General features: G+C 45.1%; 28 protein-coding genes. 11 read left to right on the top strand and 17 right to left on the bottom strand.

Features of this window, described 5'->3' with window-relative positions:
- Positions 1 to 49 precede the first annotated feature (49 nt).
- Entirely contained in the window at positions 50 to 1,315 is a 1,266-nt protein-coding gene (locus R7044_RS20560) for an NRAMP family divalent metal transporter (RefSeq protein WP_064377045.1), read from the bottom strand.
- A gap of 342 nt (positions 1,316 to 1,657) precedes the next feature.
- On the opposite strand from R7044_RS20560, the gene R7044_RS20555 reads away from it, so the two are divergent.
- On the top strand, positions 1,658 to 2,410 hold the full coding sequence (locus R7044_RS20555) for a pseudouridine synthase (protein WP_017821305.1): 753 nt from the start codon (positions 1,658 to 1,660) through the stop codon (positions 2,408 to 2,410).
- A gap of 103 nt (positions 2,411 to 2,513) precedes the next feature.
- On the top strand, positions 2,514 to 3,476 hold the full coding sequence (locus R7044_RS20550) for a D-2-hydroxyacid dehydrogenase (RefSeq protein WP_017636188.1): 963 nt from the start codon (positions 2,514 to 2,516) through the stop codon (positions 3,474 to 3,476).
- Between the two features lie 89 nt (positions 3,477 to 3,565).
- Here R7044_RS20550 and yjgA read toward each other — a convergent pair whose 3' ends face one another.
- On the bottom strand, positions 3,566 to 4,093 hold the full coding sequence (yjgA, locus tag R7044_RS20545) for a ribosome biogenesis factor YjgA (protein WP_033907410.1): 528 nt from the start codon (positions 4,091 to 4,093) through the stop codon (positions 3,566 to 3,568).
- A gap of 110 nt (positions 4,094 to 4,203) precedes the next feature.
- On the opposite strand from yjgA, the gene pmbA reads away from it, so the two are divergent.
- Complete coding sequence (pmbA, locus tag R7044_RS20540; RefSeq protein ID WP_033907409.1) at positions 4,204 to 5,547, top strand: metalloprotease PmbA; 1,344 nt, start codon at positions 4,204 to 4,206, stop codon at positions 5,545 to 5,547.
- A gap of 64 nt (positions 5,548 to 5,611) precedes the next feature.
- On the opposite strand, the gene mgtE is transcribed toward pmbA, so the two are convergent.
- The 11 genes from mgtE to R7044_RS20485 form a co-directional block, all read right to left on the bottom strand.
- Positions 5,612 to 6,970, bottom strand: a complete 1,359-nt coding sequence (gene mgtE / locus R7044_RS20535; RefSeq protein WP_005381121.1) for a magnesium transporter — start codon at positions 6,968 to 6,970, stop codon at positions 5,612 to 5,614.
- A gap of 148 nt (positions 6,971 to 7,118) precedes the next feature.
- Entirely contained in the window at positions 7,119 to 7,394 is a 276-nt protein-coding gene (locus tag R7044_RS20530; protein ID WP_005381120.1) for an HPr family phosphocarrier protein, read from the bottom strand.
- 2 nt (positions 7,395 to 7,396) lie between these two features.
- Entirely contained in the window at positions 7,397 to 8,260 is an 864-nt protein-coding gene (rapZ, locus tag R7044_RS20525) for an RNase adapter RapZ (RefSeq protein ID WP_005381118.1), read from the bottom strand.
- 14 nt (positions 8,261 to 8,274) lie between these two features.
- Positions 8,275 to 8,721 carry a PTS IIA-like nitrogen regulatory protein PtsN gene (gene ptsN / locus R7044_RS20520; RefSeq protein ID WP_005381116.1) on the bottom strand — a complete coding sequence of 149 codons (447 nt, stop codon included), beginning with the start codon at positions 8,719 to 8,721 and terminating at the stop codon, positions 8,275 to 8,277.
- A gap of 2 nt (positions 8,722 to 8,723) precedes the next feature.
- Positions 8,724 to 9,011: a ribosome hibernation promoting factor gene (gene hpf, locus R7044_RS20515; RefSeq protein ID WP_005381114.1), complete on the bottom strand. Its 288-nt coding sequence runs from the start codon at positions 9,009 to 9,011 to the stop codon at positions 8,724 to 8,726.
- 24 nt (positions 9,012 to 9,035) lie between these two features.
- Entirely contained in the window at positions 9,036 to 10,505 is a 1,470-nt protein-coding gene (locus R7044_RS20510; protein WP_005381112.1) for an RNA polymerase factor sigma-54, read from the bottom strand.
- A 50-nt stretch (positions 10,506 to 10,555) separates the two neighbouring features.
- Complete coding sequence (lptB, locus tag R7044_RS20505) at positions 10,556 to 11,281, bottom strand: LPS export ABC transporter ATP-binding protein (protein ID WP_005381111.1); 726 nt, start codon at positions 11,279 to 11,281, stop codon at positions 10,556 to 10,558.
- Position 11,282: 1 nt separating this feature from the next.
- Positions 11,283 to 11,777 carry a lipopolysaccharide transport periplasmic protein LptA gene (gene lptA / locus R7044_RS20500; protein ID WP_005381109.1) on the bottom strand — a complete coding sequence of 165 codons (495 nt, stop codon included), beginning with the start codon at positions 11,775 to 11,777 and terminating at the stop codon, positions 11,283 to 11,285.
- Positions 11,758 to 12,321 carry an LPS export ABC transporter periplasmic protein LptC gene (gene lptC / locus R7044_RS20495; RefSeq protein ID WP_005381106.1) on the bottom strand — a complete coding sequence of 188 codons (564 nt, stop codon included), beginning with the start codon at positions 12,319 to 12,321 and terminating at the stop codon, positions 11,758 to 11,760. Before lptC ends, lptA begins: the two co-directional genes overlap by 20 nt.
- Positions 12,322 to 12,407: 86 nt before the next feature.
- A complete protein-coding gene (gene kdsD, locus R7044_RS20490; RefSeq protein WP_005381104.1) occupies positions 12,408 to 13,379 on the bottom strand; it encodes an arabinose-5-phosphate isomerase KdsD in 972 nt (323 codons plus the stop codon).
- Positions 13,380 to 13,408: 29 nt separating this feature from the next.
- Complete coding sequence (locus R7044_RS20485) at positions 13,409 to 14,374, bottom strand: calcium/sodium antiporter (RefSeq protein ID WP_005381102.1); 966 nt, start codon at positions 14,372 to 14,374, stop codon at positions 13,409 to 13,411.
- A gap of 374 nt (positions 14,375 to 14,748) precedes the next feature.
- Between R7044_RS20485 and mlaF the strand changes: the two genes are divergently transcribed.
- The 8 genes from mlaF (at position 14,749) to R7044_RS20445 (ending at position 20,190) form a co-directional block, all read left to right on the top strand.
- Positions 14,749 to 15,552 (top strand): phospholipid ABC transporter ATP-binding protein MlaF, encoded by an 804-nt coding sequence (gene mlaF, locus R7044_RS20480; RefSeq protein ID WP_005388422.1) that lies wholly within the window; start codon positions 14,749 to 14,751, stop codon positions 15,550 to 15,552.
- Complete coding sequence (gene mlaE, locus R7044_RS20475) at positions 15,542 to 16,333, top strand: lipid asymmetry maintenance ABC transporter permease subunit MlaE (RefSeq protein ID WP_206949690.1); 792 nt, start codon at positions 15,542 to 15,544, stop codon at positions 16,331 to 16,333. The genes mlaF and mlaE overlap by 11 nt, the downstream gene beginning before the upstream one ends.
- A gap of 2 nt (positions 16,334 to 16,335) precedes the next feature.
- Positions 16,336 to 16,824, top strand: coding sequence for an outer membrane lipid asymmetry maintenance protein MlaD (mlaD, locus tag R7044_RS20470; RefSeq protein WP_005381099.1), 489 nt, complete (start codon positions 16,336 to 16,338; stop codon positions 16,822 to 16,824).
- Between the two features lie 2 nt (positions 16,825 to 16,826).
- Entirely contained in the window at positions 16,827 to 17,465 is a 639-nt protein-coding gene (gene mlaC, locus R7044_RS20465) for a phospholipid-binding protein MlaC (protein WP_033907408.1), read from the top strand.
- Entirely contained in the window at positions 17,465 to 17,785 is a 321-nt protein-coding gene (locus R7044_RS20460; protein WP_005381093.1) for a lipid asymmetry maintenance protein MlaB, read from the top strand. The genes mlaC and R7044_RS20460 overlap by 1 nt, the downstream gene beginning before the upstream one ends.
- 3 nt (positions 17,786 to 17,788) lie before the next feature.
- Positions 17,789 to 18,043, top strand: coding sequence for a BolA family iron metabolism protein IbaG (gene ibaG, locus R7044_RS20455; RefSeq protein ID WP_005381092.1), 255 nt, complete (start codon positions 17,789 to 17,791; stop codon positions 18,041 to 18,043).
- Positions 18,044 to 18,052: 9 nt separating this feature from the next.
- On the top strand, positions 18,053 to 19,309 hold the full coding sequence (gene murA, locus R7044_RS20450; RefSeq protein ID WP_005388419.1) for a UDP-N-acetylglucosamine 1-carboxyvinyltransferase: 1,257 nt from the start codon (positions 18,053 to 18,055) through the stop codon (positions 19,307 to 19,309).
- 155 nt (positions 19,310 to 19,464) lie between these two features.
- On the top strand, positions 19,465 to 20,190 hold the full coding sequence (locus tag R7044_RS20445; RefSeq protein ID WP_005381088.1) for a 1-acylglycerol-3-phosphate O-acyltransferase: 726 nt from the start codon (positions 19,465 to 19,467) through the stop codon (positions 20,188 to 20,190).
- An 85-nt stretch (positions 20,191 to 20,275) separates the two neighbouring features.
- On the opposite strand, the gene R7044_RS20440 is transcribed toward R7044_RS20445, so the two are convergent.
- The 4 genes from R7044_RS20440 to R7044_RS20425 form a co-directional block, all read right to left on the bottom strand.
- Positions 20,276 to 20,665 carry a RidA family protein gene (locus R7044_RS20440; protein ID WP_005381087.1) on the bottom strand — a complete coding sequence of 130 codons (390 nt, stop codon included), beginning with the start codon at positions 20,663 to 20,665 and terminating at the stop codon, positions 20,276 to 20,278.
- A 130-nt stretch (positions 20,666 to 20,795) separates the two neighbouring features.
- On the bottom strand, positions 20,796 to 21,257 hold the full coding sequence (gene pyrI / locus R7044_RS20435; protein ID WP_005381086.1) for an aspartate carbamoyltransferase regulatory subunit: 462 nt from the start codon (positions 21,255 to 21,257) through the stop codon (positions 20,796 to 20,798).
- Between the two features lie 15 nt (positions 21,258 to 21,272).
- Positions 21,273 to 22,202: an aspartate carbamoyltransferase gene (pyrB, locus tag R7044_RS20430; RefSeq protein WP_005381085.1), complete on the bottom strand. Its 930-nt coding sequence runs from the start codon at positions 22,200 to 22,202 to the stop codon at positions 21,273 to 21,275.
- 281 nt (positions 22,203 to 22,483) lie between these two features.
- A complete protein-coding gene (locus R7044_RS20425) occupies positions 22,484 to 23,488 on the bottom strand; it encodes an ornithine carbamoyltransferase (RefSeq protein ID WP_225455785.1) in 1,005 nt (334 codons plus the stop codon).
- Between the last annotated feature and the right edge of the window lie 58 nt (positions 23,489 to 23,546).

Here is a 23,546-nt window from a genome sequence, read left to right as displayed (position 1 = left end):
GGTTTAGTTTCTTTAAGCGGAATGCATTAATCACTGATAGCTATCTCATTTACATCAACCACTTCCACCAGATAAATACAGCCAAGAAGCCAAACAAGTAAATCAGGCCTGCAATCGACAACCACTTTAGTTTAGGTCCAACAGCCAAAGGCTCAGGTAACTCAGTTTTGCTCACTAATGTGTAATTTAGCAGAGCAAAGAATGGCGTGGTCATAAAGGCGAGGATCATCGCAAAGTTCAGCATAGGCAATAACGCAGAAGCCCAGAAAACCACAATACCCAATGCAAGTAAGGAGACTACCAGCATGATCGCTGAAGTGGTTTTAGGGTTAGTGTCTGGTTGTGAGCGCAGTAGGCGTTGAGAATCCGAAATAACGCGAGAATAGCCATCAATAACGGTAATCGTGCTGCCAAAGATACAGAAAAACGCAATTACCGCGATCAAGTAACGAGACCATTCGCCAATCGTTGCCGCATATAAGCCAACCAATTGGTGGGAGAAGCCAACACCAGAGCTTTCAAGCGCAACGCCAGATCCATAAAGCATCAAAGAGCCTAGCGATACAAAGATAATGGCAAGAAACGCCGTGCCAATATAACCGACATTAAAGTCAAATAGAGCAGAGCGGTATGTTACTTCTTGCTGGCTTGATTGGCGTTTTAGCCATGCTGAGGTTAAACAGGAGATCTCTATCGGTGCAGGCATCCACCCCATTGTCACAACGATAAAACCAATAGCCGCAATAGACCAAGGTGACGGTGGCTCGAAGTTGGCCACTTGTTCAACAGGGTTACCAAAGGCGATAGAAACAGCGAGTAAAGTCGCGATGGTTAACACCGACATGATCACTTTAGATAGCGTATCGAGCGCTTTGTAATGGCCAGCAAATAATATGAGCAGGCAGGTAACAATCACAATGATACTGAGTGATGCCATTGATAGTGAAAACGGAATGAAGTAGCCCAGCAAGCTAGCGCTAAACATCAACAAAGCGGCGGTATTGATGACGGCCGATACCACGCTCAGAAATAGAAATAGCCATAGATAAGGCCGGCCTAATTTCGCGTAGCCCTCAACCAAGGTGAGCCCTGTCCCCATGGTGTACTGTACGCCTGCTCGGAAAAAAGGGTATTTAAACAGGTTTACGAGCAGAATCAGTGCAGCCAATTGCCAACCATAAATCGCACCAGCCTTGGTTGATGCCACGAGGTGAGAGCCACCGACCGCAGCAGATGCCATTAATATGCCGGGGCCTAGCGAACGAAAAAATAAGGAAAGTTTGGATTGGGGTTTATCTATAACGGCGGAGTCCATTGCTTATTGTCCTTTTTATCTTATGTATCTTTCTAAAGAGATACATACCGCAGTACATGACAAGCTGAGCGATCGCCCTATACTGCGCAACGGTAATGTCTTTTAAATGCTGTGTTTTGGTGTATTTATTTTAAGTATTCTTTGCGAATATCATGCTGTGTGCATCTAGCACTCTATTCAGTTATGCGTCTTGTTGTCAAACTAAATTTACAACGTGCTATTTTTAGTTTTTATGCTAAAGGATTGACTTTGTTTTATTAGGTTGAACTTTTCTTCAGAATCCTGCATCTGGGTGCTATTTGGGTATATAATCGCGGCGTTTTTATTTTGTAGAGATCTCCCATGGCAATGCTTGAATATACCCCTCCCACCGACCCTTGGGTCGATATCGTTTTTGAGGATGACGACATTCTGGCAGTGAATAAGCCATCAGGGCTGCTGTCTGTCCCTGGTCGCCTTGCAGAGCATTACGACAGCATGTGGAGCCGCCTCAAAGAGTTGCATCCAGAAATTCAAGTTGTGCATCGCTTGGATATGTCGACATCAGGGTTGATGTTGCTGGCGAAAAACAAACCCGCGGAGCGAGCATTAAAAAAGCAGTTCCAATATCGCCTCACTCACAAGGTGTATTACGCACGTGTTTGGGGGCATGTTGAGCCGCAAGAAGGGAATATTGATCTTCCATTAATTTGTGATTGGCCAAATCGTCCACGACAAAAAGTATGTTTTGACGACGGCAAACCATCTCAAACTTTATTCCAAGTAGTGAAGCGTGAAGTGCACCCTGATGGCACCCATACGACCGTTGTGCGACTACTGCCCATTACTGGTCGATCGCATCAGTTACGCGTGCATTTGATGGCGATTGGTCATGCGATTATTGGTGATGAGTTTTATGCAACTGAAGAGGCGTATCAGTTTTCAGAGCGTTTAGAGTTGCACGCTGCGGAGTTAAGTTTTTATCACCCAGTCACAGAACAGTTGAGCAGTATTTTTGTACCCTGTGACTTTTCTCCTGAAGCCGAGGCGATGATCTTTAACTATTTTTCGCCAGAGCGTACATTGCCTGATTATAAAACGTTGCCACACCCTTAATGCCAATTGCACTCAACAGCGGTTCTTTCTAGTTCGCTATTTTTGGCTATTTCGTTACTGTGGTTGATGTATCCTGTCTTTCAGCCGTGAACAAGGAGTTGTTATGTCTTTGCCAAGCATCGTATTTTTAGACCGAGCGACCATCCCAGAACATATTGAGGTCCCACGACCTGGCTTTCCGCACCACTGGCGTGAGTACGACCTAACTGCGCCTGAGCAGGTAATAGAAAGGTTAGCAGATGCCGATATCGTGATTAGCAATAAAGTCCTGCTTGACCAACATGTATTAGAGCAACTACCAAAATTACGGATGATCGCGGTTGCCGCAACTGGTTTTAACAACGTCGATGTGAACTACTGTGCTAATCATGATATTGCGGTTGCTAATGTACGTGGTTACGCGACGCGTTCGGTGCCCGAGCATGTGATGTCAATGTTATTCGCTTTAAGACGGAATTTATTTGGGTACCACCAAGATATTGCCGCAGGTGAGTGGCAGCGTAACCAGCAGTTTTGTTTTTTTACGCACCCAATCGGGGATATTGGTGGTAGCACGTTAGGTGTTGTTGGTAGCGGGGCACTAGGGCAAGCGACGGCGAATCTGGCTCAAGCGTTAGGAATGACCGTGTTGTTTTCTGAGCGTAAAGGGGCGGCAGAATGTCGGCCTGGTTATGTGCCGTTTGAGGAAGTATTAAAACGCTCCGATGCGCTGACCTTGCATTGCCCGCTCAACGATCATACTCAGAATTTAATTGGTCAAGCAGAGTTGCAACAAATGAAGTCCAACTCCATTTTGATTAATACAGGGCGTGGAGGTTTGGTGGATGAGAGCGCACTGGTGGATGCCTTAAAACAGCAAGAAATTGCAGCGGCTGGTTTTGATGTTTTTACACAAGAACCGGCTGATGAGAGCAATCCGCTGATTGCCAATATGAGTTTACCTAATTTGTTACTGACACCGCATGTTGCATGGGGCAGCGACTCATCTATTCAACGTTTAGCGGAAATCTTGATTGAGAACATTAACGCTTTCGAGCGCGGAGACCGCGTTAATCGCTTAGTGTAACGCTGACTGTAAAACCAAAGATAAAAAAAGCAGACATTGACGTCTGCTTTTTGCGTTTAAATCGAATGCTCATTGCGTGAGCCCTCGAATTAAAACTCTTCTTCGTTTAGACCTTTAAGGAGCTGAAAGATTTCGCGGTACGCTTTTGCTGGTTTCCCAGATTTTTTCTCTTTCGCTGCTTGGCGAGCAAGTTGGCGTAGACGCTGACGATCCGCTTCTGGGTACATTTCCATTACGTCATCAATGGCTTTGTCACCTTCTTCCACTACGCGATCACGCAACGCTTCAAGTTTGTGGAATACCGCCGTTAATTGAGAGTGCTTATTACGAATTTTATCCAGTGCGGCTTGGATTGGCTCTGGATCTTCGTAACGCATCAATTTACCAATACGTTGTAATTGGCGACGACGCGCTTCATTTTTAAAACGTTGCGCGTCAGCAATTGCTTCTCGCAAATCTTCACTCAATGGAAACTTTTCTAGAACTGAAGGTTTGAGGCCGACAAGCTCCTCACCTAGCTTTTGCAGTTCTTCCATGTCTCGCTTCATCTCGGATTTACTTACCCAGATGATCTCTTCTTCTGGTTCCCATGGCGCTTTTTGATTCTTACGTGCCATTTCAGTTGCCTGTGTTTTGATTAATATTATGACTATTTTAACAAGAATCATGGGGAGAAAGCGAAATTCTTGTTATCCTATTGTTCATCAAAGACAAGATGTGAAAGACAATGGATATTAAACAGCAGGTTGCTGAGCAACGTACCGAGCTAGAGCAAGCCGTCGCAAGAGCCTTAAAGCTTGCATCGGCAAAATCTGACGCCGCCGAAGTCGCAATTACTAAAAGCACTGGTTTAAGTGTTTCAACTCGTATGGGTGAAGTAGAGAATGTCGAGTTCAACAGCGATGGTGCGCTGGGCATTACCGTTTACCGAGGTCAACGCAAAGGCAGTGCTTCCACGTCTGATTTAAGTGAAGCGGCAATCGAGCAAACCGTTATAGCGGCGCTAGATATTGCACATTACACATCTGAAGACCCATTTGCAGGCCCTGCAGCAAAAGAATACATGGTGCAAGAGATCCCTGAGCTTGATCTTTTCCACCCTGACGCACCCGATCCAGACTATGCTGCCAATGTGGCGATTGCAGCAGAAAAAGAGGCGCTAAGTTATGACAGTGCAATCAAGCAAAGTGATGGCGCGAGTTATGATAGTCATTACGGCGTGAAAGTGTATGGCAATAGCCATGGCTTATTAGCTAGTTATGCGTCTAGCCGCCATAGTACTAGCTGTTGTGTAATTGGCGTTGGTCAAAACGGCGAGATGGAACGTGATTACAGCTACACCGTGGCACGTCATCGTGATGACTTATGGACCCCAGAAACGGTGGGTCGTAAGGCGGCAGAGAATACGGTTAACCGCTTAGATGCGCAGCGTCTAAAAACAGGTCAATACCCAATCATGTTTGCGGCTGATGTTGCGACAGGCTTGATTGGCCATCTCGTTATGGCGATCAGCGGTGGTAACTTGTACCGAAAATCTTCTTTCTTACTTGACCATCTAGGCAAACAAGTGCTTCCTGAATGGTTCAATATCTCAGAACGTCCGCATGTATTGCGTGGTTTGGCATCAAGTCCATTCGATAGTGAAGGTGTGTACACTCAAGACCGTGAGATCATTACCGACGGTGTGCTAGCAACTTATCTGTTAACCAGTTATGCCGCACGTAAAATGAAGATGACGCCGACAGGTCACGCTGGTGGGATTCATAACTGGTACGTGAAGTCGACAGGCCAAAACTTCGAACAAATGCTTAAAGAGCTCGGTACTGGTCTTCTAGTGACAGAAGTCATGGGACAAGGTGTGAACGTGGTAACGGGTGATTACTCTCGCGGTGCCGCAGGCTTCTGGGTTGAGAATGGCGAAATCCAATACCCAGTATCAGAAATTACCATCGCAGGTAATCTAAAAGACATGTTCACCAAGATTGTGGCGGTTGGTAGTGATATTGAAACGCGCTCACAAATCCAAACGGGCTCTATCCTACTGGATAGCATGAAAGTGGCGGGTGAATAAGCTTTTCTAGCAATTCAGAATCAAAAAAGCCTGATGTGTTCATCAGGCTTTTTCGTTTTTTCTGTTAGGTAATCAGTATTGTGGCAAGCCCTAAGAAGACAGATAAACCAATCACATCCGTCACCGTTGTTAATGCCATACCACCAGCTAAAGCAGGATCGATGTTCATTTTTTTCAATAGGATTGGAATCGTTACTCCGGCAATACCTGCGACCAATAAGTTGGTCAGCATGGCGGCGGAAATGATTCCTCCGAGCATCCAGTTACCTTTCCAAGCAACAACAATACCACCAATAATCAGCGCCCACATGATACCGTTGAGTAAGCCGATCGAGGCTTCTTTCATTAACAGTTCACGTTTGTTTGAGTCACCGATATGACCAAGAGCAAGACCACGAATCACTAGTGCGACGGTTTGGTTACCAGCGACACCACCCATGGACGGAACAATCGTCATCAATACCGCAATGGCCGCCATTTGATCTAATGTGGCCTCAAACATATTAGAAACGGAAGCAGCAGCAAGGGCGGCTAATACGTTAGCGCCAAGCCAGATACTGCGTTTGCGAGCTGATTTTACAACAGGCGCGAAAGTATCTTCGTCATCGTCCATACCCGCCATACTCATCATCGAGTGTTCCGCGTCTTCACGAATAACGTCAACCACGTCATCGATGGTGATACGACCGACCAAATGCAAGTTTTCATCAACAACAGGTGCAGATACCCAATTACGGCGTTCGAACAGACTCGCAACATCTGAGTCGCTAGTATCGACGGTGATGGCCTCGTCCGCGTCTTCCATTACATCAATGATTTTTACGTCTGGCTGAGTGGTAATAAGCGTCGTGATCGGCAGTTCACCGATGAGCTTACTCTCTTCATCGATCACATACAGGGCATCTGTAGCTTCTGGAAGCTCGCCTTTCATACGTAGATAACGCAAAACTACGTCCACATCTACGTCACCACGAATTGTGATGACGTCGGTGTTCATCAGTCCACCCGCGGTGTCTTCTGGGTAGGATAGGGCGGTTTCGACCCGTAGGCGGTCAGATGAGTCCATTTGCGACAGGACTTCGCGTGACAGGTTGTCAGGCAAGCTACGCAGTACGTAAGCCACGTCATCGGTATCCATGCCTTCTGTCGCTTCTGCAAGCGCTTCTGGTGCCATTTTGGATACGAGGCTGTCTTTGACGTCTTCGTTCAGCTCGTCAAGGATTTCACCATAATCTTCAGGGTCGGTGAGTTGCCAAAGAACTTCACGGCTCTTACGTGGGGAGGCTTCTAAAAGGTGAGCGATATCCTCAGGTTCCATGTCCTGTAATTGACGACGAACATGGACGAAGCGGCCATTTTCTAGCGCTTCTGTGACTTCTTGGAGGGCTTGGTGAGCTTGGTCGAATTCAATTTGCTCTGCCATTCATTCCTCCCAATTCCTGATATTTACAATGCGTTGAATAATAACTTAATTCTAGGCGCCTTTTAATAACAACTTATGATACTAAGCAAATTTATTTATTAGGTCAGGGAAGAGAAAGATAATGGGAGGTAAGAAAAAAGCGAGTAAACTACTCGCCTTCATCAAATTTATCTTCGATCAAGTGGCAAACGGCATCCAGTGCTTCTTCCGCTTGCCCACCCGTTGCGTGGATCGTGACGTATTGTCCTTGAGCGGACTCTAGCATTAACAGGCCCATTACGCTGTCTGCTGTGGCGGTTTTGTCTTCTTCATTGTCGATGGTGATGACCGCTTCAAAGCTCTGTGCCAGTTCGACCAGTTTGACTGCTGCACGAGCATGTAAGCCAAGGCGGTTTTGAATCAATACTTTACGACTTAACTCCACGGCTATTCCTTAGCGTTTTTCTCTAGTGAGGTATGGCGAATTTGTACTTGGTGTCCTTTGTTGGCGAAGTATTCACCGATTTGCTGAGTTAAGTACACCGAGCGGTGCTTACCACCAGTACAACCGATTGCAACGGTCAGGTAGCTGCGGTTGTTTTTCTCAAGTAGAGGTAACCAATTCTCTATAAAGCTTTCAATTTGATATTTCAAACTTAACACCGATTGGTGTTGCTCTAAAAATGCGGCGATAGGAGCATCCAGACCTGTAAGCGGGCGTAGTGCTGGTTCCCAATGTGGGTTAGGTAAGAAGCGAACGTCGAATACGTAATCGGCATCGGAAGGCAGGCCGTATTTAAAACCAAAAGACTCAAATACCATCACGAGCCCTTTGCGATCTCTGCCTTCAACGCGCATACGCACAGTTTCACTCAATTCATGCAAAGACTGCCCACTACTATTTAGGACCAGATCTGCATGCGCTTTGAGTGGCGTCAAAATTTGCTTCTCACGCTCGATGGCTTGATCGAGCGAGAGGGAGGTGCCACCTAAAGATAACGGGTGAATTCGGCGTGTTTCGCTGTAGCGTTTGAGTAGCGTTTCTTTATTGGCGTCCAAGAAAAGCACGGTCACATCAAGCTCAGTTTTTAACTGTTCTAGTGTACTCGTCAGTTCTTTTAGCTTTTTAGGAATATTTCGAATATCAATGCTGACTGCAACATTCTGTTTGCTGTCAGCAACAGAATGAACAAATGCGTCCAGCAAGTTAACTGGTAGGTTATCAACACAGTAGTAACCTAAGTCTTCCAGTACACGAAGCGCAATACTTTTACCGGCACCTGAGTGCCCGCTAACAACGATTAGTCGCATGGAGTTAGTCCTGCTTATTGGTGAATCATGATGTCGTAAAGTTCTTCATCACTCTGAGCATTACGCAGTAGTTTCAATACTTGCTTATCGCTCAGACGTTCTGCCATAGAGGATAGAGTCTTGAGGTGCTCTTTGCACTGTTCTTCTGGTACAAGGAGCGCAAAAAGAAGATCGACAGGTCGATTGTCAATCGCATCAAATTCGATTGCTTCATCACATTGCAGTAAGACAGCAATGGCCTTGTCGCTTGATTGCATTCTCGCGTGAGGGATCGCAATACCGTTTCCGATACCGGTACTGCCCATTTTTTCTCTATTGAGCATGCATTCGAACAGCTCGGTAGAATCTTGGCCCGTTTGATCAGCCACGATACGGCTGATCATTTCAAGGGCGCGTTTTTTACTCGTGCAGTGGACCGCACTTTTGGTGCAGTCCAATGACAGTATTTCGCTCAGTTGCATGATTAATGACTGTTTAGTTTTTCTTTGTGCTTATTAAGTTGGCGAACCAATTTATCTACCAGCGAATCGATCGCGGCATACATATTTTCGTCATCGGCTGATGCGTGGATTTCGCCTTGATTTATGTGAAGCGTAGCTTCCGCGATTTGAGTAATTTTTTCAACTTTTAGTACAACATGCACTTGATTGATATGGTCGAAGAACCTTTCGAGCTTCTGAAACTTAGAATTTACATAGTCTTGCATTGAATCGGTAAGATCAACGTGATGGCCTTGAATATTGATTTGCATAGACTTTCCTTTTCAGTTAGTGCCTTATAATAGGCGTTTACGCTGACTTGAAGGGGCAATTCCCAAGGATTCGCGATATTTGGCTATCGTACGTCTTGCGACCTGAATCCCTTGGTCAGCCAGAAGAGCAGCAATCTTGCTATCACTCAGTGGTTTGGCAGTATTCTCTGCTGCGACCAGTTTTTTAATGAGTGCACGAATTGCTGTTGACGAACATTCTCCGCCGTTGTCAGTACTAACATGGCTAGAGAAGAAGTACTTCAATTCAAAAATACCACGTGGTGTATGCATAAATTTTTGCGTTGTTACACGAGAAATCGTGGATTCATGCATGTCCACAGCCAAAGCGACATCATTGAGTACCATTGGCTTCATGGCTTCCTCACCATACTCGAAGAAATCTTGTTGATGTTCAACAATACATCTTGCAACTTTGAGTAGCGTCTCGTTTCTACTCTCTAAGCTCTTAATTAACCATTTTGCCTCTTGCAAATTGCTGCGGATGTACTGGCTATCCGCGCTATTACCTTTGCCTAACTGAGCATATTGTTGATTTACTTTTAATTTTGGCACGCTATCCGGGTTTATAGAAACGGTCCATTTGCCATTGTCTTTAAAAACGGATACGTCTGGAATTACGTACTCGGTATCATCAGGAGTGATGCGACTACCTGGACGAGGATCTAACTGTTGGATAAGCTTTAAGACTTCACGCAGATCGGCTTCTTTCAGCTTAGTCTCTTTGATGACGAGCTTGTAGTCACGGTTGCCTAGGTGATCAATATGATCCGCAAGTATCATTTTGGCTTCAGCAAGCCATGGCGTGTCTTCTGGGAAGGTCGTCAGTTGCAGTAACAAACATTCTTGTAAGTTACGCGATGCAACGCCAAGAGGATCGAATTGTTGAATGCGTTTACGAACGGCTTCTACTTCGTCTAACTCTATCTCTTCATTATCGAAGCTCTCATGAATCTCTTCAGGCGACAAAGTTAAATAGCCGTAGTCGTCAACAGCGTCAATAATCGCTAATGCAATCGTGCGGTCGGTTTCACTGAATGGTGTTAGGTCAAGCTGCCACATGAGGTAATCATGTAATGATTCAGTGGTTTCGCCTTGGTAGACGGGCATATCATCATCAAGAGCTAAGCCAGTGCTACCAGTATTCGCGCTGTAGACGTCATCCCAAGTCGTGTCGATTTCAAGTTCAGAGCTAATTTCTGATTTCTCTATCACATCGGAGCTATCTGGAACGTCAATTTCTGTTGGTTCGCTAGCACTGTTGCTATCAGCAGCCTCGACCGCTGACTTATCTTCACCGTTTGCTAGAGGCTCGTCTTGGCCTTCTTCAACTTCCAATAATGGGTTTGAGTCCAACGCTTCTTGGATTTCTTGTTGAAGATCGAGTGTCGACAATTGCAATAAGCGAATCGCTTGCTGCAACTGTGGCGTCATGGCTAACTGCTGACCTAGCTTGAGTTGTAATGAAGGTTTCATTCAGTGTTACTTACCTTGTAATGCTCAGAATCTTACCGTTCCTAATATAATCATAGACGGAATTGTTCGCCGAGATAAACTTGTTTCACCTGTTCATTATTGAGAACTTCTGCCGGAGTTCCCGATGCAATTAGGTGCCCTTGGCTCACGATATAGGCTTTTTCACATACGTCCAGTGTTTCACGTACATTATGGTCAGTGATTAACACTCCGAGACCACGATCGCGCAGATGCTCAATGATTTTCTTGATGTCATTAACCGAAATTGGGTCAACACCAGCGAAAGGTTCATCCAATAAAATGAACTGAGGGTTGGCCGCTAAAGCTCGAGCGATTTCCACCCTGCGTCGCTCACCCCCTGATAGTGCCATACCAGCACTGGTTCTGATGTGCTGGATGTGGAATTCTTCCAACAAATCTTCCAGTTTATCTTGGCGCTCTTCCCTCGTCATTTCTTGACGAGTTTCAAGTACGGCCATGATGTTATCTTCTACTGAAAGCTTACGGAAAATCGACGCTTCTTGCGGAAGATAGCCAATGCCAAGTCGTGAACGGCTATGCATCGGCAAAATACTGATGTCATTGTCGTCAATGGTAATGGTGCCTTCATCGCGAGGTACTAAGCCGACAATCATGTAAAACGAGGTGGTTTTACCCGCACCGTTTGGACCGAGCAGCCCAACAATCTGACCAGATTCAACTTCTAAGCTAACATCAGTGACGACTTTGCGTTTTTTGTAGCTTTTCGCCAAGTTTTTCGCGCTCAGTACTGCCATATTAGTTCTCTATCTGATTGGGTTGCAAAATGGTCGTAACGCGCTCTTCCTTAGAGCTATCTGCGACTAGCTTTTGTTTACCAATTTGGTAACGAATCGAAGAACCTTTGATGGTGTTGTTGTCTTGCGCCAGCTGCGCTTGACCTTTCATGGTCAGTTCGTCTGTAGAAATACGGTAATCCAACTCCGTAGCTTGACCACTAAGTGTTTTACCATCGTCCATCAGCTGAGAAAACTTCGCAGGTTTACCAAATGCTTGAATCTGTTTAATTGCTTCGGTTTTAGGATCGCGAGTTACCACGATTCTATCAGCATCGATATTGATGCTCCCTTGCTTAAGAGATACATCGCCTTCAAAAACAACCTGGTTACTCTTCATATCCACCTGTTGGGTGTCAGAGTTTATGTAAACCGGCTGTTGAGTATCCGACTTGAGTGCCAGCGCTTGAGGCGCCGCCAATACCAGTGCCAGTAGGCTAAGGTGTAACGGTTTCATATCGACCTTGAACTTCATCTGTCAGAGTCGCAGTATGCTGTTTTAAGTTGCCTTGCATTGCGCCTCCAGTAGTTTCAAATTGTGGTCCAACCAACATCACTTGTTGGTCAGCTTTAAAATCACGATTGGTTAGATTAATGACCAATTTGTCTGTTGCCATGGTATCAAAACTCGCACCAGGCAGAAGATTTTGCATTAAGACTTTGTCATATAAAGTCAAAACTTGGTCTTCATCTAACACTGCTCTTGTGGCAGTCACCTTCCATTCAATGACGCTACCTTCACGGTAAACCATCAAAGTCGGGTTATTAAAAATAGTATCTCCACTCTTAGCATAATGGTCTAAGTTAGTGGAGCGAATGATGTAACTGCGGACACCATCTTCACCGTAGGTGATATTTTCTAATCCAGAACCACTGAACATGGGCAGTTCAGAATCTGGTGCTACTTGAATTGCGTCGTTGCCTTTAGGGGTTAGTAGGTAATAACCGCACCACGCTACAACGAAGATCAAGAGCAAATAAATAAGGCGAGTAAAACTCATATAATGAAGGCCTATCGTTTAGCTCAGTACTTCCCTGACCATTGCCTTTATTCGTCTAATAAATGGTTTAAATGTTTGTGCTGATATTACATCACGCCAGCTTTTAGTAAATCGTGCATGTTCAGTGCACCCACAATTTTTTCGTCTTTACATAAAATCAGAGCGTTAATGTTTTTATTCTGCATCAAGTTCAAACCTTCAACCGCCAGCATATCAGGGTGCGCTGTGGTTGGGTTTGTCGTCATGACCTCGCCAATTGCCGTCGTATGAATATCGATACGCTTGTCTAGGGTACGACGTAAATCACCATCGGTGAATATACCAAGCATAGCATCGTGCTCATCGACGATGGCTGTCATGCCTAACCCCTTTTCTGAAATTTCAAGCAGGGCATCGCGAATTAATGCGTCAGGAGAAACTTTAGGTAGCGCTTCTCCAAAGTGCATAATATCAGACAACTTAAGTAGCAGTTTTCTCCCCAGTGCACCACCTGGGTGAGACAGGGCAAAATCTTCGGCAGAAAAACCACGAGCTTGAAGCAGAGCTACGGCTAATGCATCTCCCATCACTAATGTGGCAGTCGTACTGCTAGTTGGCGCCAGGCCTAACGGACAAGCTTCTTGAGGTACCGTAATTTGCAGGTGTAAGTCAGACAGCTTGGCCATATTTGATTCTGGCTTACCTGTCATGCTGATGATCTTAATATTCAGGCGCTTTAATACTGGAAATAGAGACAGAATTTCGTTTGATTCACCAGAGTTAGAAATTGCCAGCACAATGTCACCAGGGCTAATCATACCCAAGTCACCATGTGCGGCTTCGCCTGGATGAACGAAAAACGCCGAAGTCCCAGTGCTTGCCAGAGTGGCGGCAATCTTGTTACCAATATGGCCTGACTTGCCAATACCCATAACGACAACTTTGCCGTTGTTGGAAAGGATAAGTTCACACGCTTTTTCAAATTGATCATCAAAGTAGGTATCTAGCTCTTGCAGAGCAGCAACTTCGATATCAAGAACTTGTTTAGCAGCAGCGCGAAAATCAAATTGATTGGACATATCAGATCTCTACTTATTGATCGTGGTAATTAAGCGGTCATGTTTGCGAATAAGTACACTTGGTAACCTAAGAAGCACACAAACAAGATGGCACCTTCAATACGGTTAATACTGCGTGATTTACCCAAACACATCGCGACAAGTAACAATGAAACGCCTAACATGACCCAGAAGTCACGTCCCATCGCGTACTCACTGAGCACCGATGGATTAATGATGCCAGGAATCCCCATTACCGCCAGAATGTTAAACACATTCGAACCGATAATGTTACCGACAGCCATGTCGTCTTCACCCTTTAAAACTCCCGCAAGTGATGCGGCCAGTTCAGGCAGGCTAGTGCCAATGGCGATAATAGTTAGACCGATAACAAGGTCGCTCATACCAAAGTGTTTAGCAATAATTACCGCGTTATCAACCAGCATGCTGGCTGCCAAAGGAAGCAGTATCAAGCCAATAACCACCCACATGATTGCTTTAGGGTTACTGACGCCTTCAGGGATCTCTGACTCTTGGTCATCAAGAAAAACATCACCTGATTTTTGCTCTTTGCGGCTGATTTGCAACATAGCAAATAAAAATGCCCCAAAGAGTACAAACAATAAGACACCCTCATAAAAACCGAGATGGCTATTCCAAAGCAGAATACCAGCGAGTACGGTTACGGCTATCATGAGTGGAAGTTCTCGGCGGATGACGGCGGAGCTAATCGACAAAGGCTTGATCAGCGCTGTAATACCTAGGATTAACGCAATGTTCGCTATGTTTGAGCCTAATACGTTACCCACCGCTGTATCTGTTTTGCCATCCCAAGCAGCGGTTGCAGATACCATCATCTCAGGGGCGGATGAGCCCATCGCGAGGATTGTCATGCCGATGACAAGCGGGGAAATACCGACGTTGCGGGCTATCGCTGCAGAGCCAAAAACAAGTTTATCTGCACTCCAAACAAGCAAAACAAGACCGACTATAAGCAACGCAACGGCTTCGAGCATGAGAATTCCTAAGTATTAAATAAGTAAAATGAATAACCGCTAATTTTGACCTTTTGCGGCCTAAAATGGAAGATAAACGAAGAATAAATTAAAGGTTAGTAACGAAAATGTATGTAAATCTCACTCATTTAAATGAGCAATTCTGGTCTAGGATTTAAACACTTCGTGCTAATTCGGTCATAAACCATGAGAAATTGCAGGGATATACTCGACTTTATTTAATTGAACAGTGCTTTAAATTCAACGCCAATGTGCTTATGATTGCAGCCTAATAAATGTACCGACGTTACTTTATTAAACGTAGAATTCAACTCCGATGAGTATCTGCTTGATGATTCCGTGAGTTGCAACGCTCCTACAGTAGAAGAGATGATATGTCGAACAACGATTTAGTCACCGTGAACAACCTCACTTTTTCACGGGGAGAACGCATGATCTTTGATGATATTGATCTGCATGTTCCTGAGGGCAAAGTGACGGCCATTATGGGACCATCGGGAATTGGTAAAACAACACTGCTGCGTTTGATTGGTGGTCAGTTGTATCCCGAGCAAGGAGAGATCTGGTTTGATGGCGACAATATTCCCTCTCTCTCGCGTAAAAAACTCTACCACGCTCGAAAGAAAATGAGCATGTTGTTCCAGTCAGGGGCTTTATTCACTGATTTGAATGTTTTTGATAATGTCGCCTTTCCATTAAGAGAGCATACCGATTTATCGGAAGATTTGATTCGCACCATGGTGTTACTCAAGCTCGAAGCTGTCGGTCTGCGCGGCGCGGCGCAATTAATGCCGAGTGAGCTTTCAGGTGGTATGGCAAGACGCGCTGCTTTGGCTCGGGCAATCGCACTTGACCCTGACTTGATCATGTACGATGAGCCGTTTGTGGGGCAAGACCCAATCACTATGGGCGTTTTGGTTGAGCTAATTAGCAATCTAAACCAAGCGTTAGGTTTGACCTCTATTGTGGTTTCTCACGACGTACCTGAAGTCATGAGTATTGCTGACTGGGTATACCTGATGGCCGATGGAAAAATCATCGCCTATGGTACGCCAGAAGAGCTGACTCAAAACTCTGATCCTCGTGTCCAGCAGTTCTTACAAGGTGATGCCGACGGTCCTGTACCGTTTCGTTTCCCCTCTCAAAGTATCGAAAAGGACTTATTTGATGGTCGATAACTTCATTCACTTTGTCGCCTCGTTGGGTCGACGCACGCTTTCTATTTGCGGAGCATTTGGTCGTGCGACTTTCATGTTGATTGGGGCGCTATTTTCTAAGCCACAACCGATCAGAAGCTTTCCTCTGCTTGTTAAGCAACTTTATTCTGTTGGTGTTCAGTCGCTGGCGATCATCGTCGTATCTGGTCTGTTCATTGGAATGGTTTTGAGTCTACAAGGCTATGTTGTGTTGGTGGATTACGGCGCAGAAGGCAGTTTGGGGCAAATGGTAGCGCTTTCGTTACTCCGTGAATTAGGACCCGTTGTTACTGCACTTTTGTTTGCTGGTCGTGCCGGTTCTGCGTTAACCGCAGAGATAGGTCTAATGAAAGCAACGGAACAACTGTCTAGCCTTGAAATGATGGCGGTAGACCCATTGAAACGAGTGATTGCACCACGGTTTTGGGCTGGGGTTATCTCAATGCCTTTACTGGCTATGATTTTCATGGCAGTGGGAATTTGGGGCGCTCAGCTTGTTGGTGTTGACTGGAAAGGCGTTGATTACGGCAGTTTTTGGTCAGCGATGCAGTCCTCTGTTGAGCTAGGACAAGACATTGGTAACAGTATGATCAAATGTTTTGCGTTTGCAATTACGGTTACTTGGGTCGCTCTATTTAACGGTTATGATGCTATTCCAACATCGGAAGGGATCAGCCGAGCAACTACGCGCACTGTTGTGCATTCTTCTTTAGCAGTACTAGGATTAGACTTTGTACTGACCGCATTGATGTTTGGGAATTAATCATGCAACAAACACGTAAAACTGAATTATGGGTTGGCAGCTTTGTATTAGCGGGAATTTGCGCGATTCTTGTGATGATTTTTCAAGTTGCTGACGTAAAAAGCATTGGCTCTGGTGATACTTATACCCTCAAAGCCGAGTTCGATAATATTGGCAGTTTAAAAGTTCGTTCGCCCGTAAAAGTGGGGGGCGTTGTGATTGGTCGAGTAAGTAGTATTTCGCTTAACCCAGACAACTTATTGCCAGTTGTAACACTATCTATCAATAGCAAATACAATCAGTTCCCAGAAACGTCGAGCGTACAAATTTTGACATCTGGCCTGATTGGTGAGCAATACATTGGTTTAGTACCTGGCTTCGTTTTTGATGATGAAGTCATGCTGGTGGATGGTGATACCATCGAAGACACCAAATCGGCGCTTGTGCTTGAAGACTTAATTGGTCAAGTACTATACAGCGTAGGTGGTTCAGACGACTCAAGTAAGGAATAACTATGTTAGCGAGATTACTACTTTCAGTTTGTGCTGTGTTTAGCGTCTTTGGAACAACAGCAGCAGAGGTGGATAAAACTGAACCTTATAAGATGATGAAGCAGGTAGCTGAAGTCACGTTCGAAAGATTGAAAGCCGAACAGCCGAAAATCAAACAAGATCCAAATTTACTTAAAGTGATCGTTGAAGAAGAGCTAATGCCTTACGTCAACTACCGCTATGCAGGGTTAAAACTTCTTGGTCCAAACTTAAAAGGTGCTAAGCGTGAAGATGTACTTGAGTTTATCGATGCATTTCGTGCTTACCTGATTGCGTCTTATGCACAAGTGTTGACGCAATACTCTGACCAAAAAATTGAGTTTGGTCCTGAGCCTAGCATTGATGACTCTAAGCGTATTACAAGCATTAAAGTTGATATCATCGATACTCCGCGTCCAAACATCAAACTTGAGTTTAAACTGCGTAAAGACAACCAGTCTGGTGAGTGGGAAGCATTCGATATGATTGCAGAGGGCATTAGTTTGCTTTCTAGTAAACAATCCGAATGGAACAGTAAAATTCGTCAAGAAGGCATTCTATCTGTTGCTAAAGACTTAGAAAAATTGGCCGCAGAACCGATCCGCTTCGAGGCGAAGAAATAATGGCCCAGACTCCCGCTCAGTGGCAATTGGATCAAAACATTCTTAAGCTAACAGGGGCACTTGATAGAGATACAGTGCCTTCATTGTGGGCGTATGCACAGCAATGGCAACCTGCTCAATCGGAGCTGGAATGCTCGCTAAAAGAGATAGAGCGCGTCGACTCTGCAGGAATGGTGATGTTAATCCACTTATTAGAGCATGCAAAAAAGCAAAACTGTCATATAATGCTCAGTTTCGTGCCGGCGCAACTGCGCACTTTGTTTCAACTGAGCAATGTTGAATCTTTAGTGGCCAAACACATACAGAATTATCAGGGGTAAATTGTGGATAGCGCAAAAGTACAACAGTTATTAGAAGAAGCACTAAACCTTCAAGAAGTGCATGTGAAAGGTGAAGGTAGCCACTATGAAGTGGTTGCTGTTGATGCTTGTTTCGATGGAATGAGCCGCGTTAAGAAGCAGCAGCTAATTTATGCTCCTCTGATGGAATACATCCAGCGTAACGACATTCACGCATTATCAATCAAAGCGTTCACACCAGAAGAGTGGGCTCGTGATAAGAAATTGATGTCGCTTTAAGGTTTATTGATGGAAAAGTTTCGAGTTATTGGGTCAGATAAACCACTAGTTGGTGAAGTGACCATTTCAGGTGCAAAAAACGCAGCACTGCCGATTTTATTTGCGTCTATCTTGGCGGAAGAGCCAGTAGAAGTGGCAAACGTACCACACCTTCGTGATATCGATACAACCATGGAATTGCTTAAGCGTTTAGGCGCGAAAGTAAGCCGCAATGGCTCTGTTCATGTTGATCCAAGCAGTATTACAGAATACTGTGCGCCTTATGACTTGGTGAAAACCATGCGTGCTTCTATTTGGGCTTTGGGTCCTTTGGTGGCGCGCTTTGGTCAAGGTCAGGTTTCTTTACCAGGCGGTTGTGCTATTGGCGCTCGTCCTGTGGATCTACATATTTCTGGTTTAGAGCAGCTTGGCGCAACCATTACATTAGAAGATGGTTATGTGAAAGCAGAAGTGGATGGTCGTCTAAAAGGCGCGCACATCGTGATGGATAAAGTCAGCGTAGGCGCGACGATTACCATCATGTGTGCCGCAGCGCTGGCGGAAGGCACAACAACACTAGATAACGCTGCGCGTGAGCCTGAAATCGTCGATACCGCTGATTTCCTAAATAAGCTTGGCGCAAAAATCTCTGGCGCTGGCACAGATACCATTACGATTGAAGGTGTTGAGCGCCTAGGCGGTTGTAAACACAACGTGGTTGCTGACCGTATTGAGACGGGAACATTCCTTGTCGCAGCAGCAGTATCTGGCGGTAAAGTGGTATGTCGCAACACTAATGCTCATTTGCTTGAAGCGGTTCTCGCCAAGCTGGAAGAAGCTGGCGCGCTTGTCGAAACGGGTGAAGATTGGATCTCCGTTGATATGACCGACCGCGAGCTAAAAGCGGTAAGTGTACGTACTGCGCCACATCCTGGTTTTCCGACGGATATGCAAGCTCAATTTACGCTTCTGAATATGATGGCGAAAGGTGGCGGCGTGATCACAGAGACTATCTTTGAAAACCGCTTTATGCACGTACCAGAACTCATGCGTATGGGCGCTAAAGCTGAGATCGAAGGCAATACGGTTATCTGTGGTGATGTTGAGTCACTCAGCGGTGCGCAAGTGATGGCAACCGATCTACGAGCTTCGGCTAGTTTGGTTATTGCAGGTTGCATTGCTAAAGGCGAAACCGTCGTTGATCGTATTTACCATATCGACCGTGGTTACGACAAAATCGAAAATAAACTGGCTGCACTTGGCGCAAATATTGAGCGAGTGAGCTAGGCAAGTTAAACTGCACCGCAGGTAACTTGGATATCAAGAGAGCCGAAACCTGAGTTTCGGCTTTTTTATATCACTCTCATGACCATATTTTCCCTTTATGGAAAGAGAGATATTAATAGCTGTATCTGGCAAAAGCCGGTTCCTGGAGAACAAGAATGATTGCACTGTTACGTGTATTTGCTGTCGCTATCTTTGCGATTGTTATGTTTATTGGTGGTTGTGGTTACTGCCTATTAAGCCCTAGAAACCCTAAGCACGTTTTCACTTTTGGCCGTTTGTTTGCCAAGATGTCTCGTGTGTTTGGGATTAAGTTAGAGTTGCGTATCCCTGAAGATGCGTATTCACGCGGCCAACATGTTTACATTGCTAACCACCAGAACAACTGGGACATGTTTACTGTTTCTGCGGCTGTGACTCCGAAAGTTGTGACAGTAGGTAAAAAGAGCTTGGCTTGGATGCCACTGTTTGGTCAGCTTTACTGGCTTACGGGTAACATTCTGATTGACCGAGCGAATCGCTCTAAAGCAAAAGGTACTATCGATCAGGTCGTGAGCAGCATGAAAGAAAGTGATGTTTCGGTGTGGATGTTCCCAGAAGGCACGCGTTCTCGTGGGCGTGGTTTGCTGCCATTCAAAACAGGTGCTTTTCATGCGGCAATTGGTGCAGGTGTGCCAATCATTCCTATCGTATGTAGCTCGACGAATAAAATTAAGCTGAACCGTTGGAACAATGGTCATGTGATTGTTGAAATGCTACCTCCAATCAGCACTGAAGGCTATGGTAAAGAGGGCATTCGCGAGTTAGCGAATATCTGTCGTGAACAGATGAAAGAGAAGCTTGAATCGTTAGATGAAGAAGTCAAACAGCGCAACGCTGCTTAAGTTTTACTGCGATATCATCACGAGAAAACAATAAAAAACGGGTAGCCTGAGCTACCCGTTTTTTTATGTTTGTCAGCAAGTGCAATTATTTGCGAACAGCGATTGCTTCAATCTCGATGCCAACATCTTTTGGTAGGCGAGCCACTTCTACACAAGAGCGTGCAGGGTAGTTTGCTACGCCGTGCTCATCAAAGAACTTGCCGTAAACTTCGTTCACTGTGCCAAAGTCATTTAGGTCTTTAACAAAAACCGTTAGCTTTACAATATCAGATACTTTAAGACCTGAAGATTCAACTACAGCCTTTACGTTTTCTAGAGACTGACGAGCTTGTTCTGCGATATCAGCAGACACTTCACCTGTCGCTGGGTTTACTGGGATTTGGCCTGAAGTAAGAACCATGTTACCTAGATCTACGCCTTGAACGTAAGGACCGATTGCTGCTGGTGCAGACTCAGTGTGAAGTACTTTCGTCATTTGATTTTTTCCATCAGTTGTAGGGAATAAAGATTCTCAGTTTGCCTCTAAACCCTCGGTAGGTAAAGAGCAAAATACCCCGACATTGCAGGGTATTTTAAACGTATCAAAGCCTAGTCGTGCGGCGTGTTTATCGCTCGGTTACGATCTCGCGTGAGAACACTTTCTCGCAGTATTTACACTTTAGGCGGATTTCTTGTTTCTTCTCGAACACGCTAAAGCTGCTTTCTACTGGTTCATTATGAGAAATACAGTTTGAATTCGGGCATTCAAATACATCATTGATGCGCTCAGGAAGCTCTAACGCTAGCTTTTTCACCACTTCATAATTCTCGATTTGATTCACGGTCGCGTGAGGAGCATACAACGCTAGCTTGCTCGCTTGCTCTTCATTGATAAACACATTTTCGATTTTGAGTAGATCTTTATGACCGAGTGCTGATGATGGCAAGTTCAGTCCAATCGTTACGCGTTGTGATGAATTGTGCATATCGAACAGTCTTAATACTTTGATACCGATTTGCGCAGGGATGTGGTCGATGACCGTACCATTTTTGATTGCTTCTACCTGCAATTGAGTTTCTTTAGCCATGATTTTTCCCCTCGATTACAGTGTTTCGTTTAGAACAAGCGCCAGCAGTGCTTGGCGAGCATACACGCCATTTTGAGCTTGCTGGAAGAAGTAAGCATGAGGCGTTTTATCAACATCAGTTGTGATTTCATCCACACGTGGTAGTGGGTGCAGTACTTTCAAGTTCTCACGCGCGCCTTCTAGTAGTGCCGCCGTTAGGATGTAAGCCGACTTAATATGTGCGTATTCCGATTCGTCAAAGCGTTCTTTCTGTACGCGTGTCATGTACAGAATATCCAGTTCAGGAATCACACTTTCCATGTCTGTGTGTAGGCTATATTGAATGCCAGCTTCGTCTAGTTCTTCGCAGATGTAATCTGGCATTGCCAGCGCATCTGGTGCAACAAAGAAGAAGCGGATGTTGTTAAACTTTGCTAAGGCTTGAGTCAGTGAGTGCACTGTGCGGCCATATTTTAGGTCACCTACGAATGCGACGTTCAGGTTGTCTAGACGCCCTTGTGTTTCCGCGATGGTGTATAGGTCGAGTAGCGTTTGAGTTGGGTGTTGGTTTGCACCGTCGCCCGCGTTGATCACTGGCACGCCATTTGAAAATTCAGAGGCCAAGCGAGCGGCGCCTTCTTGTGGATGACGCATCACAAAGGCATCGACGTAAGAAGAGATGACTTGTACTGAATCTGCGAGTGTTTCGCCTTTTTTCGCCAGAGAGGTATTACCATCATTATCAAAGCCAATCACGTCACCACCAATGCGCTGAATCGCTGTTTCAAACGATAAACGTGTACGTGTTGATGGTTCAAAGAAACAACTTGCAACGACTTTGTTTTTAATCAGTTCTGGTCGAGGTGCTTTTTTAAGGCTACCTGCTGTTTCTACGATAAGTTCCAGTTCTTCGCGTGAAAGCTCTGGAATAGAGATGATGTGCTTCTGGTAAAGCGAGTTCGCCATGATCTTCTTCCCTATAACATTGATGACTACATCCAAATAACCGAAAGGAATTTTGGACATAAAAAAACCTCCCCAATGGGGAGGTTTTAAAATTCAATAGAATTAACGAAAATAACACCACGTAAGCGTAGTCGCTTAGCGAGAGCAAATCGCGTTTTTACGTCAGCAATCAGCGTGGTCATTTCTTAATCCTCAGACAAATTGCCGAGCATTATACGCTTAACTTTCGTGAGCGCAAGCGATTACATCATGGTTTTTATCGGCTGTTTTTGCGCACTGGTTTAGCTTCCTAGCGTCGCAACCATCACGGCTTTGATGGTATGCATACGGTTTTCAGCTTCGTCGAATACGATGGAGTATTCCGATTCAAATACCTCTTCTGTTACTTCAAGGCCTTTCATACCGTATTTTTCAGCGACTTCTTTGCCGACGGTGGTTTCATCATTGTGGAAAGCTGGAAGGCAGTGCATGAATTTCACATGTGGATTACCCGTTTGCTTAATCACGTCCATATTGATTTGATAAGGTGTCATTAACGCTACACGTTCATCCCATGCCTCGGCAGACTCACCCATAGACACCCAAACGTCGGTGTATAGGAAGTCACAACCTTTCACACCTTCCTCAACGCTTTCTGTTAACGTGATTTTTGCACCGGTTTGTTGCGCGATAGTTTGACAAGTTGCCACGAGCTCTTCTTCAGGCCAGAACGCTTTTGGCGCGACAAGGCGAATATCCATGCCCATTTTCGCTGCGCCCACCATAAGTGAGTTACCCATGTTGTTGCGCGCATCACCTAGGTAAGCGAAGGTTATTTCATGTAGCTGTTTACCACGGCTGTGCTCTTGCATGGTCAGGAAGTCAGCAAGGATCTGGGTTGGGTGGAACTCATCCGTTAAACCATTCCACACTGGAACACCAGCATAAGTACCAAGCTCTTCAACAATGGATTGGCCAAAGCCTCGGTATTCAATCCCGTCGTACATACGACCAAGGACGCGAGCGGTGTCTTTCATCGATTCCTTATGACCGATTTGCGAGCCAGAAGGGCCGATGTAAGAGACTTGAGCACCTTGGTCAAAGGCAGCGACTTCAAACGCACATCGGGTACGAGTCGAAGATTTCTCAAAGATTAGTGCGATGTTTTTACCTTGAAGTGTCTTCTGCTCTGTTCCTGCATATTTAGCTTTTTTCAGCTCTGCAGACAGTTCGAGCAAAAACTGGATTTCTTTGGTTGAGAAGTCCAATAGCTTCAAAAAGTTGCGGTTACGTAAATTGAAAGCCATAGCTCGTCCCTTAGTACATGTGATTAGATTAATAGAATTCATTAAAACATATAAATGC

The sequence above is a fragment of the Vibrio sp. 1402 genome, assembly GCF_033340275.1.
This window is presented reverse-complemented; position numbering and strand designations above follow the sequence as displayed.

What these genes read in the sequence shown, in the direction of transcription:
- R7044_RS20560 (WP_064377045.1), bottom strand. Translation starts at nt 1,315, where the DNA reads ATGGACTCCGCCGTTATAGATAAACCCCAATCCAAACTTTCCTTATTT.
- R7044_RS20555 (WP_017821305.1), top strand. Translation starts at nt 1,658, where the DNA reads ATGGCAATGCTTGAATATACCCCTCCCACCGACCCTTGGGTCGATATC.
- R7044_RS20550 (WP_017636188.1), top strand. Translation starts at nt 2,514, where the DNA reads ATGTCTTTGCCAAGCATCGTATTTTTAGACCGAGCGACCATCCCAGAA.
- yjgA (WP_033907410.1), bottom strand. Translation starts at nt 4,093, where the DNA reads ATGGCACGTAAGAATCAAAAAGCGCCATGGGAACCAGAAGAAGAGATC.
- pmbA (WP_033907409.1), top strand. Translation starts at nt 4,204, where the DNA reads ATGGATATTAAACAGCAGGTTGCTGAGCAACGTACCGAGCTAGAGCAA.
- mgtE (WP_005381121.1), bottom strand. Translation starts at nt 6,970, where the DNA reads ATGGCAGAGCAAATTGAATTCGACCAAGCTCACCAAGCCCTCCAAGAA.
- rapZ (WP_005381118.1), bottom strand. Translation starts at nt 8,260, where the DNA reads ATGCGACTAATCGTTGTTAGCGGGCACTCAGGTGCCGGTAAAAGTATT.
- ptsN (WP_005381116.1), bottom strand. Translation starts at nt 8,721, where the DNA reads ATGCAACTGAGCGAAATACTGTCATTGGACTGCACCAAAAGTGCGGTC.
- hpf (WP_005381114.1), bottom strand. Translation starts at nt 9,011, where the DNA reads ATGCAAATCAATATTCAAGGCCATCACGTTGATCTTACCGATTCAATG.
- R7044_RS20510 (WP_005381112.1), bottom strand. Translation starts at nt 10,505, where the DNA reads ATGAAACCTTCATTACAACTCAAGCTAGGTCAGCAGTTAGCCATGACG.
- lptB (WP_005381111.1), bottom strand. Translation starts at nt 11,281, where the DNA reads ATGGCAGTACTGAGCGCGAAAAACTTGGCGAAAAGCTACAAAAAACGC.
- lptA (WP_005381109.1), bottom strand. Translation starts at nt 11,777, where the DNA reads ATGAAACCGTTACACCTTAGCCTACTGGCACTGGTATTGGCGGCGCCT.
- lptC (WP_005381106.1), bottom strand. Translation starts at nt 12,321, where the DNA reads ATGAGTTTTACTCGCCTTATTTATTTGCTCTTGATCTTCGTTGTAGCG.
- kdsD (WP_005381104.1), bottom strand. Translation starts at nt 13,379, where the DNA reads ATGTCCAATCAATTTGATTTTCGCGCTGCTGCTAAACAAGTTCTTGAT.
- R7044_RS20485 (WP_005381102.1), bottom strand. Translation starts at nt 14,374, where the DNA reads ATGCTCGAAGCCGTTGCGTTGCTTATAGTCGGTCTTGTTTTGCTTGTT.
- mlaF (WP_005388422.1), top strand. Translation starts at nt 14,749, where the DNA reads ATGTCGAACAACGATTTAGTCACCGTGAACAACCTCACTTTTTCACGG.
- mlaE (WP_206949690.1), top strand. Translation starts at nt 15,542, where the DNA reads ATGGTCGATAACTTCATTCACTTTGTCGCCTCGTTGGGTCGACGCACG.
- mlaD (WP_005381099.1), top strand. Translation starts at nt 16,336, where the DNA reads ATGCAACAAACACGTAAAACTGAATTATGGGTTGGCAGCTTTGTATTA.
- mlaC (WP_033907408.1), top strand. Translation starts at nt 16,827, where the DNA reads ATGTTAGCGAGATTACTACTTTCAGTTTGTGCTGTGTTTAGCGTCTTT.
- R7044_RS20460 (WP_005381093.1), top strand. Translation starts at nt 17,465, where the DNA reads ATGGCCCAGACTCCCGCTCAGTGGCAATTGGATCAAAACATTCTTAAG.
- murA (WP_005388419.1), top strand. Translation starts at nt 18,053, where the DNA reads ATGGAAAAGTTTCGAGTTATTGGGTCAGATAAACCACTAGTTGGTGAA.
- R7044_RS20445 (WP_005381088.1), top strand. Translation starts at nt 19,465, where the DNA reads ATGATTGCACTGTTACGTGTATTTGCTGTCGCTATCTTTGCGATTGTT.
- R7044_RS20440 (WP_005381087.1), bottom strand. Translation starts at nt 20,665, where the DNA reads ATGACGAAAGTACTTCACACTGAGTCTGCACCAGCAGCAATCGGTCCT.
- pyrI (WP_005381086.1), bottom strand. Translation starts at nt 21,257, where the DNA reads ATGGCTAAAGAAACTCAATTGCAGGTAGAAGCAATCAAAAATGGTACG.
- pyrB (WP_005381085.1), bottom strand. Translation starts at nt 22,202, where the DNA reads ATGGCGAACTCGCTTTACCAGAAGCACATCATCTCTATTCCAGAGCTT.
- R7044_RS20425 (WP_225455785.1), bottom strand. Translation starts at nt 23,488, where the DNA reads ATGGCTTTCAATTTACGTAACCGCAACTTTTTGAAGCTATTGGACTTC.